We start from the raw sequence: 13,422 nt of genomic DNA, 5'->3' as shown, positions 1-13,422 counted from the left end.
TGACCGCGACACCGGTGACATGAGGAGAGGAGATCGCCGTGGCACGTCTCGTCGGGGGCATCGACCTGGGCAGCACCAGCCTGAAGATGCTGATCGCCGACGAGGACGGTGCCGAGATCGGTGGCGTGCAGGTGCCGACCCCCTGGCGGGCCCTTCCGGGTGGCTGCACCGAGATCACGGCCGAGGACCTGCTGGCGGCCGTACGGTCGCTGCTCGAAGCCGCCGGCCGGGTGACCGACGATCCGATCGAGGCCATCGCCATCGCGGGCATGGCCGAGACGGGGCTGGTCGTCGACCCGCGCGGTGTCGCCGTCGCCCCCGGCATGGCGTGGTTCGACCCTCGCGGCGCGGAGCAGGCCGCCGCCTTCCCGGCCGAGATCCGGGCGGAGTTCGCCGGGCGCACCGGGCTGCCGCTGGGGGCGCAGGTCAGCGTGGCGAAACTGGCTTGGCTGCGCGGTCGCGGCGTACGGCTGAATGGTTTGCGGTGGTTGAATCTGCCGGAGTTCGTGGCGGCGGCGCTCGGCGGCCGCACCGCGCTGGAACGGTCGTTGACCTCGCGCACCGGGCTGCTCGATCAGGACACCGGGCGCCCCTGGCCGCGGATGCTGGCCGCGCTCGGGATCGACGAGTCGTTCCTGCCGCCGCTGGTCGACGCGGGCAGCCCGTTCGGAGCGGCAACGGCCGCGGCCCTCCCGGAGAATGTGGCCGGCGCGCGGCTGACTGTCGCCGGGCACGATCATCTTGTCGCGGCCGAGGCCACCGGCGAGCTGCCGGCCGACCACTACCACGTCTCGATGGGCACCGCCGAGGTGCTGCTGCGAGTGATCGACCGGCCGCTCGGCTTCGATGCCCGGCGCCGCCTCGCCAACCACCTGATCAACGAGGTCCGGCACGTCGTACCGGGAAAGCATGTGCTCGTCGCGGGGGTCAAGACGGGGCTGTTGCTGCGCCGGGTTCTGCAGACCGCCGGCATCCGGGACCGGCCGGGCCGCGACGAGCTCGATGCGGCGATCATGGCTTTGCCGTACGAGGGGGAACTCCCCGCCGGCGCCGTCGAGGTCTCCGGCGCCCGCAACGACGACGGCGTCCTGAGCCTGACCGTCCGGGCCGACGGCGTCAGCCCGGCCGAGGTGTTCGGCGCCGTGCTGCGGCACAGCAACGACGAGATCGCGCTGCTGATCGAGGCGATGGACCGGGAACTGCCGCCGGCGGTCACCGCCACCCTCACCGGCGGCTGGGCCGGCATGGCCGCCGTCCGGCGCGCCCGGGCCCGGGTCCTGCCGCCGATGACCACCTCGGCCCGCGACCAGGAGACCGCGTACGGCGCCGCCCGGGTCGCCGCGCGCCTACTGACCCCCTCGAAGATGGGAAGCCTCCCGTGAACCCGTTGACCACGATCGAACGCCGCGGCCTGTCCGCGATCTCCACGCCGGGCGGCCGGATGCTCATCGTCGCCGCCGACCAGCGCAACAGCATGAAGGCCGTGATGAGCGACGCGCCGGGCGAGGTCAGCACCGCCGAGCTGGCCGCGGCCAAGGCCGACCTGGTCCGCTACCTGGCGAACAACGCCCCGGCCATCCTCCTCGACCCCGAGGTCGCGCTGCCCGCGGTCGTCGACGACGGCGTGCTGGTCCGCGGTACCTCGCTGGTCGTCGGCATGGACGCCTCCGGGTACGAGACGGTCGACGGGCTGCGCTACACCCGCCTGGTGCCGGGCATGACCGCGCGCCGCGTCCGCGAGCTGGGCGGCGACGCCGCGAAGATGCTCTGGTACCTGCGCCCGGACCGGCAGGACGCCGGCTCCCGGGTCGCCGCCGAGATGCGCGAGCTCATCGAGGCCTGCACGGCTGAGGGCGTACTGCTGATCGTCGAGCTGCTCACCTACCGGCTGAAGGACGAGACCGAGCAGGCGTACGCGGCGGCCTTCCCCACCCTGGTGGCCGACGGCGCCCGGCTGGCGGTCGCGTGTGGGGCCAAGGTGCTCAAGCTGCAGTACCCCGGCTCGGCCGAGGGGTGTGCCGCGGTCACCGCCGCCGCCGACGGGGTGCCGTGGGCGGTGCTGTCCGCTGGCGTCGACCACGAGACCTTCCTCGCGCAGGTGGCCACGGCGATGGCGCACGGCGCCGGCGGCGCGATGGCGGGCCGCGCGCTGTGGAAGGACAGCCTGTCGGTATCGCCGGATTTGCGTCGGGACTATCTGACAAAGCGGGCGCTTCCCCGGCTGCACGAGCTGGCCGCCGTGGTGGACGGCTGAAACAGGGTGTTATCGCAGGTCGGATATGCTGCGGCGGCCATGGGAGCGATACCGGGGAGGTAGCTGTGGCGACGATGCGGGACGTGGCCAAGCACGCCGGGGTGAGCGCGAAGACGGTCTCCCGGGTGTTCAACGACGACCCGCACGTGCTGCCGGAGACCCGGGCCCACGTGGAACGAGTCATGCGCGAGCTCAACTACGTCCCCAACGTGCTGGCCACGACGTTCCGGTCGGGCCGGACGTCGGCCGTCGGCGTGGCCGTGCCGGACATCGTCGACCCGTTCTTCGCGGCTATCGCCCGGGCCGTCGACGGCGTCGCCCGCGAGCGGGGCGTGGCCACCCTGGTCACCAACCTCGGCAACGAGCCGGCCCGCGAGCGCGGCATCATCGAGTCGCTGCTCAGCCGCCGCCTGGCCGGCCTGATCGTGGCGCCGGTCGGGGCCGACCACTCGTGGCTGAAGCGGTGGACCGAGAGTACGCCGATGGTGTTCGTCGACCGGGCGCCGGTCAATCTGTCCGCCGACATGTTCGCCGACAACGACGAGGCCGGGGGCCACCTGGCCACCCGCCACCTGATCGAGCACGGCCACCGGCGGATCGCGTACGTCGGCGACACCATGCACCTGTCGACGGAGGTGAACCGCCTGGCCGGGTACCGCCGCGCGCTCACCGAGGCGGGCATCGAGCCGGACGACGCGCTGCTCGCCCCGTACGTCAGGGACCGGGTCAGCACCGAGGCCGCGATCAGCCGGCTGCTGGGCCTGGCCGATCGGCCGACCGCGGTCTTCTCCTCCAACGCGCGCAGCTCGATGCTGGTGGTGCACGCGCTGCCGGCGAACGAGCTGGCGGTGGTGGGCTTCGGCGACTTCCCGCTGGCCGACATGCTGCACCCGGCGCTGACCGTGGTCGACCAGGACCCCGGGCAGATCGGCCGGCTGGCCGCGCGGCGCGTCTTCGAGCGGGTCGACCACCCGAAGCGCCGGCTGCGGCGTACCACCGTCCTCGACGTCACCCTGATCGAGCGGGAGTCCTGCAAAATCATCCAGCCCTGACGGAGGCTCTCATGGCGATGTCCACCTTCGACCACCGCACCGTCCTGGTCACTGGCGCCTCCGGCGGCATCGGCGGCGCCGTCGTCCGGATGCTCGTCGAGAGCGGTGCCGACGTGATCGCGTCCGCCTCGAGCCCGGACCGGCTCGAGGCCATCGTCGCCGAGACCGGCGCCCGGCCGCTGCCGTTCGACCTCACCAGCGAGTCCGCCGTCCGCGACGCGCTGCAGGACGTGCCGGTGTGGGGAGTCGTCAACTGCGCCGGCTTCGGCGGCGAGATCTCCGCGCCGACCGACGCCGACCTCGACGTGTTCGACCAGGCGATCGCGGTCAACACCCGCGGCGCCCTGCTGGTCACCAAGTACGCGTCGCGCAGCATGATCGCCGCGGGCCGGGGCGGCGCGATCGTCAACGTCTCGAGCCAGGCCGCCCTGGTCGGCCTCACCGGGCATATTTCGTACGCCGCGTCGAAGGCCGCGCTGGACAGCATCACGCGGGTGTCGGCGCTCGAGCTCGGCCCGTACGGGATCCGGGTCAACAGCGTCAATCCCACGGTGGTGATGACCCCGATGTCGGCGTTCTACTGGGGCCGCGAGGAGATCCAGAAGCCGTTCCTCGACCAGATGCCGCTCGGCCGATACGCCACCGAGGAGGAGGTGGCCGGCCCGATCGTCTTCCTGCTCAGCGACGCCGCCGCGATGATCAGCGGCGTCTGCCTCCCGATCGACGGCGGCTATACCAGCCGCTGACCGGTCAGGCGTACGCCGTGGTGCGCGCCTTGAACCGCACGGCGGCGACAACAAGCCGGCAAGCGAGGTCATGACGGGCGCGGCGCTGACCCTGGCGCCCGGCGGATCCCGTTCCTGTCGTCCGTTGGCTCCGGCGAAATTGCGCTGCGGACGCCGTCGCGGGAGGCGTGGGTACGAATTACCCGGCTTCGTCGATGGCTGCCGCCTACGATCGGCTGGTGCGGGAGGCGGGCGGCGCAGGCCAGGCGAATGACGGGACGGCGGCTCTGACGCTCGACGTCGTCGGTCGCGGCCGACCCAGGCTCGCCGTGCATGTGGCGGCGGTTGGCCGCTTTCTCCTGCGACAGGGCGACCAGGCGGTTCTGCTCGCGAAGATGCGTCGGGATCACGCGGGCGTCGAGTATCTGGTCATCGACGACCTCCGGTCGCCGATCGCGCCGATGCGCGCTACTCACGCCGCCGCGGTAGCCTGGCCCTGGCCACCGTCGATCGGCAGCGCATCGATTCGCACAGCCAGGTGGTCGTCGACCGGTATCTCGCCGAGCAGCAACTGATCCAACCGGGCGACATCGAGGCCTCGTCGGCATCCAGCCGACGGCTCGGCCGGACGCTGAACGACATTCGCACCGACTATCACCACACCCGCGCCTGGACGCTGCCGGGCGGCAGCGCCGCCTGGGACACCATCGCCCAGGCACACGCTCCCGCCTGGTTCGACCACGTCAAACATTTGATCGACCACGAACACTGATGCACGCGGCGTCCGCCCTGTCACACCATCGCCGGTAAGGACGTTGCCTGCGGCACGCACAATGAGAAATATGGCGGATGGTCAGACGCTTGGCGTCGCTGCTCTCGTGGTATCACTTTTGGCGCTCGTCATTTCCGCGGTATTTGCCGCCCGACAGGTCGTGCTGATGCGGAATGCCAACTACGTGCCTGTGTTGATCGACCTCCTGAGCCAGTTCCGCTCAATGGAGTTCAACGACAACTATCGCTTCATCTGCACCCGCCTGCCGGTTGAACATGACTCCGTCGGGGGTATCACCGGGCTACCCGACGATGTGCGAGAAAAGATCTACGACGTTGCGTACTACTACCAGGTGTTCGCAGCCCTCACCGCACTTGGAGTTCTGCAGGACCAGCACATCATCGTCGTTCTTCGGGATCGGATCATTCACGTCTGGGAGGCGATAGAGCCGTTCGTGCTCGTCGAACGCGAGTCCGCGCACCACACCGGCCCGTTCCTGTTCCGGAATCTCGAGGAGTTCGCCAAGAAGGCCAAAGAGATGCCGTCCACCACCGTCGACCGCTTCATGCGGGGCCTTCCCATGAAAGGCCGCCGTCAGATCATTGCCCCTCGACCACGGCGCAAATGAATCACGGACCTCGTCGCGGCTTACTGCGGCGGTCTGATGACGGAGCTGTCGGTGTCGGCATTCGCCGAGCCGATGTCCGAGCTCACGGACGCCTGCAGCGGCTTGATGACGGAGCTGGCGAACGCCGGGGCGGCCGTCAAGGTGAGGATGCCGACTCCGGTCGCCAAACCAAGGGCGAGCCGGACCAGTCCGCGACGACCGTGCATGCGGTCCTCCTTCGCTGCGGTCGATGTTGCACACAGGATGGGCGGCCGCCGTCGGCGATGTCCAGTCAGCCGCAGCAGGAGGCGCGGGCGATCAGCGGCACCGGCAGCACGATCTGCCGCTTGAGTCTGCGCCGCGGGTGCTCGATCCGGTCGAACAGGCGGGTCGCCGCCGCCCGCCCGACCGCCGCCGGGTTCTGGTCGACCACCGTCGGCGCCGGATCGATCGCCGACGACAGCGGGAAGTCCCCGAAGCTGACCAGCGGCACCGACCGATGCCCGGACGCCTGCAGCGCCGGGATGATGCCGATCGTGCTCCACGCGTTCGACGAGAAGACCGCCGTCGGCGGCGCCTCCGCAGCCAGCAGGTGCACGGCTGCGGCCGCCGACTCGGCCGCACTGGTGCGTCCGATCCGGATCAGGCCCGGGTCCTCGGCCAGCCCGGCGTCGCGCATCGCGTCCCGGTAGCCCTTCAGCCGGCGGGCCGTGGTGGCGGTGCTGACCCGGTCGCCGATGAACGCGATGCGGCGGTGGCCGTGCCCGATCAGGTGCTGGATCGCCGCGTACGCCCCGCCGTGGTTGTCCTCGACGACGTAGTCGGCGCTGATCCCGGCCGGCGGCCGGTCGATGAAGACGATGACGATCCGGTCCTGCCAGGACTTCAGGTAGGACTGGTCGGCGGCGACCGGGGTGGTGATCAGGCCGATCAGGCGCCGGCGCAGCAGCGCCTCGACCCGGGCCTGCTCGTCGGCGCCGTCGTTGCCGAGGCTGGTGATCAGGACGGCGAGGCCGCGGGAGCGGGCGATCTGCTCGATCTCGCGGGCCAGGCTCGCGAAGAACGGGTCGGAGAGGTCGGGGATGGCCACGCCGATCGCCGCGTCGCGGCCCGACCGGAAGGTGCGCGCCAGCTCGTTCGGGACGTAATGGAGCTCGGCGATCGCTTGTTCGACGCGGCGGCGGACGTCGGCCGACACGTATCGATCATTGTTGATCACCCGGGACACGGATTTGGCGCTGACGCCGGCGCGCTCCGCGACTTGGCGCATCGTGCTCATCTCGGCCTCCTGGCAGCGACGATACGGCAAATCACAATTTCATGTCACCGGTGACAGACACCGGTGACATGAATTAGTGTCCGTCCATGGCACCCCTCCTCGAGGCGCGCGGCCTCTCGCGAAGCTTCGGACACGTCCGCGCACTGAACGACGCGTCCTTCGACGTCGACGCCGGCGAGGTGGTCGCCCTGATCGGCGACAACGGAGCCGGCAAGTCCACCATGGTCAAGGCGCTGACCGGCAATCTCGCGGTGGACGCGGGGGAGCTGTTCTTCCGGGGCGAGCGGGTCACCATCACCAGCCCGCACCAGGCGTCCGAGATGGGCATGGAGGTCGTCTACCAGGACCTCGCGCTCGCCCCGCATCTCAACCCGGTGCAGAACATGTTCCTGGGCCGGGAGATCCCCCGCCGCGGTGTCCTCGGCTTCCTGGGGTTCATGGACGAGAAGCGGATGCGGGCCCGCGCCGAGGCCGGCTTCCGGGAGCTCGGCGGCACCGTCACCGCCTTCGGTTCGCCGGTCGGCTCGATGTCCGGCGGCCAGCGGCAGCAGATCGCGATCGTCCGGGCGATCAGCTGGGCCGACAAGATCGTGTTCCTGGACGAGCCGACCGCGGCGCTCGGCGTGGTGCAGACCAAGAACGTCCTGGACACCATCAAACGCGTACGCGACAAGGGCATCGCTGTGGTGCTCATCTCGCATTCCATGCCGCACGTCCTCGAGGTCGCCGACCGGATCCAGGTCATGCGCCTCGGCACCCGGGTGGCCACGATGCCGGCCGCGGGCACGACCGTCGAGCAGCTGGTCGGCGCGATGACCGGCGCCCTCGATCCGCAGACCATCAACCGCAAGGACAACGGCTCATGAGCGTGATCACCCCGGAGGAGCCGGCCATCGTGGAGGCCCCGCCCCGGCAGTCGTTACTCGGCCGGGTAGCCGGCATGCAGTCGGTGTGGATCCTCGGCGTCCTGCTCCTCATCGTCGCCGCCTTCTCCGTGGCGGCCGGCACCAAGTTCCTGTCCACCAGCAACTTCTCGCTCATCTCGCAGAACATCGCGGTCTGGGCGGTGCTCGGCGTCGGCATGACCTTCGTCATCATCACCTCCGGCATCGACCTTTCCATCGGCTCGGTCCTGGTCTTCTCCTCGGTGGTCGCCGCGAAGATCATGGAGGCGGTCGGCGGGGACGGCTGGTCCACCGCGGCCCTCGGCATCGCGGGCGCGCTCGTCTCCGGCATCGCCTGGGGCGCGCTCAACGGCTTCCTCATCGCGAAGGCCAAGATCCCGCCGCTGATCGTCACCCTCGGCGCGCTGTCCGTCGCCCTCGGCCTGGCCCAGGTCATCACCGGCGGCATCGACATCCGCTCGGTCCCGGAGGCGCTGACCGACTTCAACACGTACATCAAGATCCTGGGAATTCCGGCCCTGCCGTTCGTCGCGCTGGTCGTCGTGATCGTCGGCGGCATCGCGCTGCACAAGACGAGGTTCGGGCGATACACCTACGCGATCGGCTCCAACGAGCTCGGCGCCCGCCGGGTGGGCATCAGCGTCGACCGGCACCTGATCCTGGTGTACGCGCTCTCCGGAGCCTGCGCCGGGCTCGGCGCGGTGCTGGCCCTCGCGCAGTTCGGCACCACCACCATTGCCGGTCAGTCGCTGACCAACCTCAACGTCATCGCGGCCGTCGTCATCGGCGGCACCTCGATCTTCGGCGGCGAGGGCTCCATCTTCGGCACGGTCATCGGCCTGTTCATCCCCGCGGTCCTCCAGGCCGGCTTCGTGATCATCGGCGTCGAGGCCTTCTGGCAGGGCGTCGCCGTCGGCTCGGTCCTGGTGGCGGCGGTCTACGTCGACCAGTCCCGCCGCGCCGCCGCCCAGCGCGGCGGTTCCCATCCCTCGCTCCTCTCCGTGTTCAAGACCAAGAAGTAAAGGACTCCCCATGAAAAAGACCAACCTTCTTGCGTACGCCGGAAGCACCGCCCTGATCGTCGCCCTGACGGCCTGCACCAGCTCGAAACCGACCGGCAGCGCGCCAAACACGGCCGCCGGCAACCCCAGCGCGGCCGCCGCCTCCGGCGCGGTGGTGCCGCAGAAGGCGAAGAAGGCCTACAACCTGCAGTTCATCCAGGGTGTCCAGGGCGACGAGTTCTACATCACGATGCAGTGCGGGGTCCAGGCCGAGGCCGCCAAGCTCGGCGTCACCGTCAAGACCCAGGGCCCGCAGAAGTTCGACCCCACCCTGCAGAAGCCGATCCTCGACTCGGTGGTGGCGGCCAAGCCGGACGCCATCCTGATCGCCCCCACCGACGTGACCGCCATGCAGGCGCCGTTGCAGGCCGCGGCCGCCGCCGGTATCAAGATCATCTTGGTCGACACCACCACCAAGGACCCGTCGTACGCGGCCAGCGCCATCGCGTCCGACAACATCGGCGGCGGCCGGGCCGCCTTCGAGGCCATCAAGCAGCTCAACCCGGACGGCGGCAAGGTCATGGTGATGTCCACCGACCCCGGCGTCTCCACCGTCGACCAGCGCATCCAGGGCTTCGCCGACGCCGCCAAGGCCGACTCGAAGTTCCAGTACCTGCCGGTGCAGTACTCGCACAACGACCCGGCGACGGCGTCCAACCTGATCAGCTCAGCGCTGCAGAAGGACCCCGACATCAAGGGCGTCTTCGCCGCCAACCTGTTCTCCGCGGAGGGCACCGCCACCGGCGTACGCCAGGCCGGCAAGACCAGCACCGTCAAGATCGTGGGCTTCGACGCGGGCCCGAACCAGATCAAGGCCCTGCAGGAGGGCACCGTCCAGGCCCTGATCGCCCAGCAGCCCGGCACGATCGGCCAGTACGGCGTCGACGAGGCCGTAGCGGCCCTCGACGGCGGCCAGGTAACCCCGAAGATCCAGACCGGCTTCACCACCATCACCAAGGACAACCTCAGCGGCGCGGGCGGCCAGGCCGCCTACAAGTCCAGCTGCTGACGGTCCCGACCTGGCGGGCGTGGGTCGGCTGACCGCGCCCGCCGGGGAACGCCCGGCGCCGCGGCGGTGTCGTGGGTGGCGCGAGCCGCAGTGCCCGCCAGCGGTCACCAGGTCACGGGCGGCGCGGTGGCCACTCGCCGGGCGTCGAGGACTGCGGTCCCTGAGGGTGTGCCTCGTATTCGCCCCCGGCGGCAGGTGAGGACGGGTAGCCGCCCGCCGGGTAACCGCCCGCCGGGTAGCCGTGTGCCGCATCCGTCGGCTGCGGATTGCCGGCGCGTGCCGTCTCCGGGGAAAACCCGTGCACCGGTGGGGGATATGCCGGGAACGCGGGCGGGTAGGCCGTCTGCGCCTGGCCGGGAAAGCCTTGGTGCGGCGATGCCGGGGCGGCCGGAGGGGCCCCGGGGAACCAGGACGGGTCCGGTCCCGGCGGGAGTGCGCCAGGATGCGGCGCTCCGGGAAAGGATGCGCTGTAGAGGGAGTTTCCGGCCGCCGGGTGGTACGGGGGCGGCGGGACGACCGGCGCGAACCCGCCGCCGTAGCCGCCCGAAGCCGGAGCGAACGACGAAGGACCGGCCGCCCGTGCCGCCTTGTGCGCGCGCAGCACATGAATGACCGCCAAGACCGGCGCCGCGAACGCGTAGCCGAAGACCCTCACCGTGGCCGGGTCCCCCACGACGAGATAGATGGCGTAGCCGAGGAATCCGACGCTGAACAGACCGTCCACCACCCGGGCCGTGGTGGACAGGCCGAACCCGCGTACGGCGAGGACCGACAGCGTCAGGCCGCTGACAACGAGCAGGGCGATGTAGGCATGAAATACGCCGTCGGACACGGGCCGCTCCGATCACCGGGGATTGGCTGCCCACCCTGTAGCCGCGCGGTTGCATCCGGGTTGCCTTTCGGGTGCGGGAAGGTAGCAGCGCCCGGAGGTGTCGAGAACGCTCCGGCGGCCCCGTCCCTGCCACGATGAACCACGACAGAGAGGGGGTCGCATGGCGATCCAACGGATGGACAACGTGCTCATCGTCGTCGAGGACATCGACGCCGTCATCGCGTTCTTCGTCGAGCTCGGCATGGAGCTCGAGGGCCGGGGCCCGATCGAGGGACCGTGGGTGGAGCGGGTCATCGCGCTCGACGACGTCCGGCAGGAGGTCGCCATGCTCCGGATACCCGGCGCACCCGGCGGCATCGAGCTGGCGATGTTCCACACGCCGAAGGCGGTCCGCTCCGAGCCGCCCGACGCGCCGGCGAACACGCTCGGCATCCGGCGGGTCATGTTCGCCGTCGACGACATCGACGACGTCGTCGGCCGCCTGCTGGCGCACGGCGCCGAGCTGGTCGGCGAGGTGGTGAACTTCGAGACCGTCTACCGGCTCTGCTACGTCCGCGGCCCCGAGGGCATCATCGTCGGCCTGGCCGAGCAGCTCACCTGAGAGGCTGCAACGTTCGCCCGCGCCGGGGCGTGTAGTGGTTCGTGACAGCAACGGCCGGAACGAGACCGGAGGCGCTGGTAGTCGTGCCGAACCAGATGTCGTCGTTCGACGAGATCTACGCCGCGCACTACGGCGACCTCACCGTGCAGCTCTATGCCTACTTCGGCGACCGGCAGGAGGCGCAGGACGTCGTCCAGGAGGCGTTCTGCCGGGCCTACGCCCGATGGCGCACCATGTCGCGGTACGACGACCCGGTCGCGTGGGTGCGCCGGGTCGCCTGGAACCTGGCGCTCAGCAGATGGCGCCGCAAGCGCACGATCAGCATGTTCCTGCGCCGCCAGCGCCCGGTCGAGCCGCACGTCGACGGGCCCGAGCCCGAGCGGGTCGCGCTGATCGCGGCGCTGGCCACCCTGCCCGGCAACCAGCGCCGGGCGATCGTGCTGCGCTACCTCGCCGACCTGTCCGTCGCCGAGATAGCCGAGCGGGAGGGCGTACCGGAAGGAACCGTCAAGTCCTGGCTGCACCGGGCCCGCCAGGCGTTGGCCGCCCGGCTCGACCTGACCGAATCCCCCCGCACTCCCGGCATGACGGAGGACCCGCGATGACCGACGAACTCGAGAAGCTCTTCCAGGAGCTGCGCGCCCGAACCCTGAGCGAGATCGTCGCACCGGGAACGCCGCCGATCAGGGCCGCCCACCGCAGGCGCACGGTCGCCGTGGCGGCGGGCACCGGGGTCGCGGTCGCCGCGGTGCTGGTCGGTGCCGGCGTCGGTCTGCACCCGCGCGCCGGCGGCGACTACACCGCGGGCGCGCCGGCGGAAGCCCCCTCCAGCGCCGAGCCGTCGCTGATCCCCGAGCCGTCGCGGCCCGCGGACGACCCCGCCCAGGCGGCCGGCGACCTCCTCGCCGACCGCGGCAAGACGCCGACCTCGATCAGCGCGACCGCCGGAGTGGTCACCCCGTCCTACGAAGACGACCTGAACGACATGCCGGCCGACACCTACGCATTCCACTTCTTCTGCGTCGGCGCCGGCAAGGTCGATGTCGTCGTGAAGCAGGGCGACTCCGGCAACACGGTGCTGGGCCATGGCAAGGCCGTCTGCGCCGCCCACGATCCGGCGCCGCTGCGCCTGACGATCCGCCAGCCGACCTACGGCTACCTGCGCGTCTTCGCGGCCGGCGACGCCCAGTCGAACGGCCGGGCCGGCTTCGCCTTCGAATTCCTCAGCAAGACCGGCAAGACCACCTTCGGCCCGTCCGGACCGCCGTACTCGTTCTCACCCTCCGCCGGCTCCCTCCCGACCGAGATCAGCTCCGGTACCTGACGCCGAAAATCAAGACCACCATTTCGTACGCCGGCCACCAGTCCCCGGTGCAGCGCCGAGCGCCGTCGCTGGTCACCCTCCGCGCGCGGCCGCCGGGCTGTCCTGCATGGCCCGGCCGGCCGGCCGCGGTGCGATCCGCGTCGGCCCGCGGCCGCTAACCGGACGTGCCCTCGATGCGCCCGCACAGCGCTCCGTTGTCGTCCCGATGCACCCGCGGGTTCGGCAACTCGCCGTCCAGCAGAGCTCGCGCCGACGGGCTGGCGATGTGGTTCGCCCGGGCCGGGTCGTTGAGGTAGACGCCGATGACGTCGGCGGAGTCATTGATCACCCGGAGCCAGTAGACCTTGCCGACCGCGACAGGTATCGGCGGAAAGCCGGCCGTTGTCAGCCGATTGTCGTTCAACGTCACCGACCGGTGGAACAGGATGTGCTGCTCCCGGTCGAGAAGCTGCAATGTGATCGAGTGTTGCGGCGAAGTGCTCTTGGCCGGATCCACTCCGGCGATGATGCCGATCTCGTCGACGAACGGCAACGACGGCGTGAAGTCCTGCGATGCCGATTTGGCCGGCGGAATTTCGTGCGGGATTCCGTGGTCGGCGTCGACCTGGTAGACCAGGGCATGGTGCGCCGTCACCGGGGCCGCCGATGGCGGATCGGCTTCGACGCAGCCGCCGGTGGTGACGACGCCGCGGTCTTGCCGAAACGACAGCGAGCCGTGTTCGAAATCTTGGCGAATTCCGTTCTCCCAGGGCCGGGACGGCTCGATCGGATATCCCAGGCAACCGTCCGGCCCGTGGAGTTGTCCGCTGTATTTCGCCCACAACTTGTCGGGCACCCAATACCACGGTCCGTTGCGCTTCCCGGCGAGTCCGCTGCGGGCCCACCGGCCGCCGGCACCCAGTTCACGGCCGTTTCAAGATCATGAGTTTGGTGTGAGTGCCGCGTCGCGGTCTGGCCACAGTGGCGTGTCGCGGGGCGTGATGGGAACGAAGCTCCGGTAG

17 protein-coding genes are annotated in these 13,422 nt (G+C 70.4%); 13 read left to right on the top strand and 4 right to left on the bottom strand.

Translation table 11 applies throughout. The features are described from left to right. Window positions 1-38: 38 nt before the first annotated feature. The 7 genes from IH26_RS0114750 (at window position 39) to IH26_RS0114720 (ending at window position 5,431) form a co-directional block, all read left to right on the top strand. Window positions 39-1,382 carry an FGGY-family carbohydrate kinase gene (locus IH26_RS0114750; protein ID WP_245665191.1) on the top strand — a complete coding sequence of 448 codons (1,344 nt, stop codon included), beginning with the start codon at window positions 39-41 and terminating at the stop codon, window positions 1,380-1,382. Between the two features lie 5 nt (window positions 1,383-1,387). Then, the gene (locus IH26_RS0114745) at window positions 1,388-2,254 is read left to right on the top strand and encodes a tagatose-bisphosphate aldolase (RefSeq protein ID WP_245665189.1); all 867 of its coding nucleotides are present in this window, start codon (window positions 1,388-1,390) and stop codon (window positions 2,252-2,254) included. Between the two features lie 74 nt (window positions 2,255-2,328). Beyond that, the gene (locus IH26_RS0114740; protein WP_084598841.1) at window positions 2,329-3,306 is read left to right on the top strand and encodes a LacI family DNA-binding transcriptional regulator; all 978 of its coding nucleotides are present in this window, start codon (window positions 2,329-2,331) and stop codon (window positions 3,304-3,306) included. Between the two features lie 11 nt (window positions 3,307-3,317). Next, window positions 3,318-4,052: an SDR family oxidoreductase gene (locus IH26_RS0114735; RefSeq protein ID WP_211268647.1), complete on the top strand. Its 735-nt coding sequence runs from the start codon at window positions 3,318-3,320 to the stop codon at window positions 4,050-4,052. A gap of 194 nt (window positions 4,053-4,246) precedes the next feature. Beyond that, on the top strand, window positions 4,247-4,606 hold the full coding sequence (locus tag IH26_RS0114730; protein ID WP_030436745.1) for a hypothetical protein: 360 nt from the start codon (window positions 4,247-4,249) through the stop codon (window positions 4,604-4,606). Further along, window positions 4,570-4,803, top strand: a complete 234-nt coding sequence (locus IH26_RS0114725) for a hypothetical protein (RefSeq protein WP_030436744.1) — start codon at window positions 4,570-4,572, stop codon at window positions 4,801-4,803. Before IH26_RS0114730 ends, IH26_RS0114725 begins: the two co-directional genes overlap by 37 nt. A gap of 70 nt (window positions 4,804-4,873) precedes the next feature. Next, window positions 4,874-5,431: a DUF4760 domain-containing protein gene (locus IH26_RS0114720; protein ID WP_051808112.1), complete on the top strand. Its 558-nt coding sequence runs from the start codon at window positions 4,874-4,876 to the stop codon at window positions 5,429-5,431. Window positions 5,432-5,451: 20 nt separating this feature from the next. On the opposite strand, the gene IH26_RS0114715 is transcribed toward IH26_RS0114720, so the two are convergent. Then, window positions 5,452-5,637 (bottom strand): hypothetical protein, encoded by a 186-nt coding sequence (locus tag IH26_RS0114715; protein ID WP_030436742.1) that lies wholly within the window; start codon window positions 5,635-5,637, stop codon window positions 5,452-5,454. A gap of 65 nt (window positions 5,638-5,702) precedes the next feature. After that, entirely contained in the window at window positions 5,703-6,689 is a 987-nt protein-coding gene (locus IH26_RS0114710; protein ID WP_030436741.1) for a LacI family DNA-binding transcriptional regulator, read from the bottom strand. Window positions 6,690-6,775: 86 nt separating this feature from the next. On the opposite strand from IH26_RS0114710, the gene IH26_RS0114705 reads away from it, so the two are divergent. Genes IH26_RS0114705 through IH26_RS0114695 form a run of 3 tightly spaced genes read left to right on the top strand, consistent with a single transcriptional unit; the run spans window position 6,776 to window position 9,664 of the window. After that, window positions 6,776-7,555 (top strand): ATP-binding cassette domain-containing protein, encoded by a 780-nt coding sequence (locus IH26_RS0114705; RefSeq protein WP_030436740.1) that lies wholly within the window; start codon window positions 6,776-6,778, stop codon window positions 7,553-7,555. Further along, a complete protein-coding gene (locus IH26_RS0114700; RefSeq protein ID WP_030436739.1) occupies window positions 7,552-8,616 on the top strand; it encodes an ABC transporter permease in 1,065 nt (354 codons plus the stop codon). Before IH26_RS0114705 ends, IH26_RS0114700 begins: the two co-directional genes overlap by 4 nt. Window positions 8,617-8,626: 10 nt before the next feature. Next, window positions 8,627-9,664, top strand: coding sequence for an ABC transporter substrate-binding protein (locus IH26_RS0114695; protein WP_030436738.1), 1,038 nt, complete (start codon window positions 8,627-8,629; stop codon window positions 9,662-9,664). Window positions 9,665-9,776: 112 nt separating this feature from the next. Here the strand turns inward: IH26_RS0114695 and IH26_RS0114690 are convergent, their stop codons facing one another. Further along, window positions 9,777-10,496 carry a hypothetical protein gene (locus tag IH26_RS0114690; protein ID WP_030436737.1) on the bottom strand — a complete coding sequence of 240 codons (720 nt, stop codon included), beginning with the start codon at window positions 10,494-10,496 and terminating at the stop codon, window positions 9,777-9,779. 160 nt (window positions 10,497-10,656) lie between these two features. Here IH26_RS0114690 and IH26_RS0114685 point away from each other — a divergent pair, with 160 nt between their 5' ends. From IH26_RS0114685 to IH26_RS53550, 3 genes are all read left to right on the top strand, one after another. After that, entirely contained in the window at window positions 10,657-11,097 is a 441-nt protein-coding gene (locus IH26_RS0114685; RefSeq protein WP_030436736.1) for a VOC family protein, read from the top strand. Window positions 11,098-11,192: 95 nt separating this feature from the next. Continuing rightward, window positions 11,193-11,702 carry an RNA polymerase sigma factor gene (locus IH26_RS0114680; RefSeq protein WP_084598840.1) on the top strand — a complete coding sequence of 170 codons (510 nt, stop codon included), beginning with the start codon at window positions 11,193-11,195 and terminating at the stop codon, window positions 11,700-11,702. Further along, a complete protein-coding gene (locus IH26_RS53550) occupies window positions 11,699-12,421 on the top strand; it encodes a hypothetical protein (RefSeq protein ID WP_034215205.1) in 723 nt (240 codons plus the stop codon). The genes IH26_RS0114680 and IH26_RS53550 overlap by 4 nt, the downstream gene beginning before the upstream one ends. A 154-nt stretch (window positions 12,422-12,575) precedes the next feature. On the opposite strand, the gene IH26_RS0114670 is transcribed toward IH26_RS53550, so the two are convergent. Beyond that, window positions 12,576-13,256: a hypothetical protein gene (locus tag IH26_RS0114670; RefSeq protein ID WP_030436734.1), complete on the bottom strand. Its 681-nt coding sequence runs from the start codon at window positions 13,254-13,256 to the stop codon at window positions 12,576-12,578. Window positions 13,257-13,422 lie beyond the last annotated feature (166 nt).

Origin of the sequence: Actinoplanes subtropicus, assembly GCF_000721705.1 — a bacterium.
GTDB classification, from domain to species: Bacteria; Actinomycetota; Actinomycetes; order Mycobacteriales; family Micromonosporaceae; genus Actinoplanes; species Actinoplanes subtropicus.
The sequence above is the reverse complement of the archived record's forward strand: the minus strand, read 5'-3'. Positions and strand labels throughout refer to the sequence as shown.

Coding starts and splice junctions, on each gene's coding strand:
- IH26_RS0114740 (WP_084598841.1), top strand. CDS start 2,329: ATGCGGGACGTGGCCAAGCACGCCGGGGTGAGCGCGAAGACGGTCTCC.
- IH26_RS0114735 (WP_211268647.1), top strand. CDS start 3,318: ATGGCGATGTCCACCTTCGACCACCGCACCGTCCTGGTCACTGGCGCC.
- IH26_RS0114730 (WP_030436745.1), top strand. CDS start 4,247: ATGGCTGCCGCCTACGATCGGCTGGTGCGGGAGGCGGGCGGCGCAGGC.
- IH26_RS0114720 (WP_051808112.1), top strand. CDS start 4,874: ATGGCGGATGGTCAGACGCTTGGCGTCGCTGCTCTCGTGGTATCACTT.
- IH26_RS0114715 (WP_030436742.1), bottom strand. CDS start 5,637: ATGCACGGTCGTCGCGGACTGGTCCGGCTCGCCCTTGGTTTGGCGACC.
- IH26_RS0114710 (WP_030436741.1), bottom strand. CDS start 6,689: ATGAGCACGATGCGCCAAGTCGCGGAGCGCGCCGGCGTCAGCGCCAAA.
- IH26_RS0114705 (WP_030436740.1), top strand. CDS start 6,776: ATGGCACCCCTCCTCGAGGCGCGCGGCCTCTCGCGAAGCTTCGGACAC.
- IH26_RS0114700 (WP_030436739.1), top strand. CDS start 7,552: ATGAGCGTGATCACCCCGGAGGAGCCGGCCATCGTGGAGGCCCCGCCC.
- IH26_RS0114695 (WP_030436738.1), top strand. CDS start 8,627: ATGAAAAAGACCAACCTTCTTGCGTACGCCGGAAGCACCGCCCTGATC.
- IH26_RS0114685 (WP_030436736.1), top strand. CDS start 10,657: ATGGCGATCCAACGGATGGACAACGTGCTCATCGTCGTCGAGGACATC.
- IH26_RS0114680 (WP_084598840.1), top strand. CDS start 11,193: ATGTCGTCGTTCGACGAGATCTACGCCGCGCACTACGGCGACCTCACC.
- IH26_RS53550 (WP_034215205.1), top strand. CDS start 11,699: ATGACCGACGAACTCGAGAAGCTCTTCCAGGAGCTGCGCGCCCGAACC.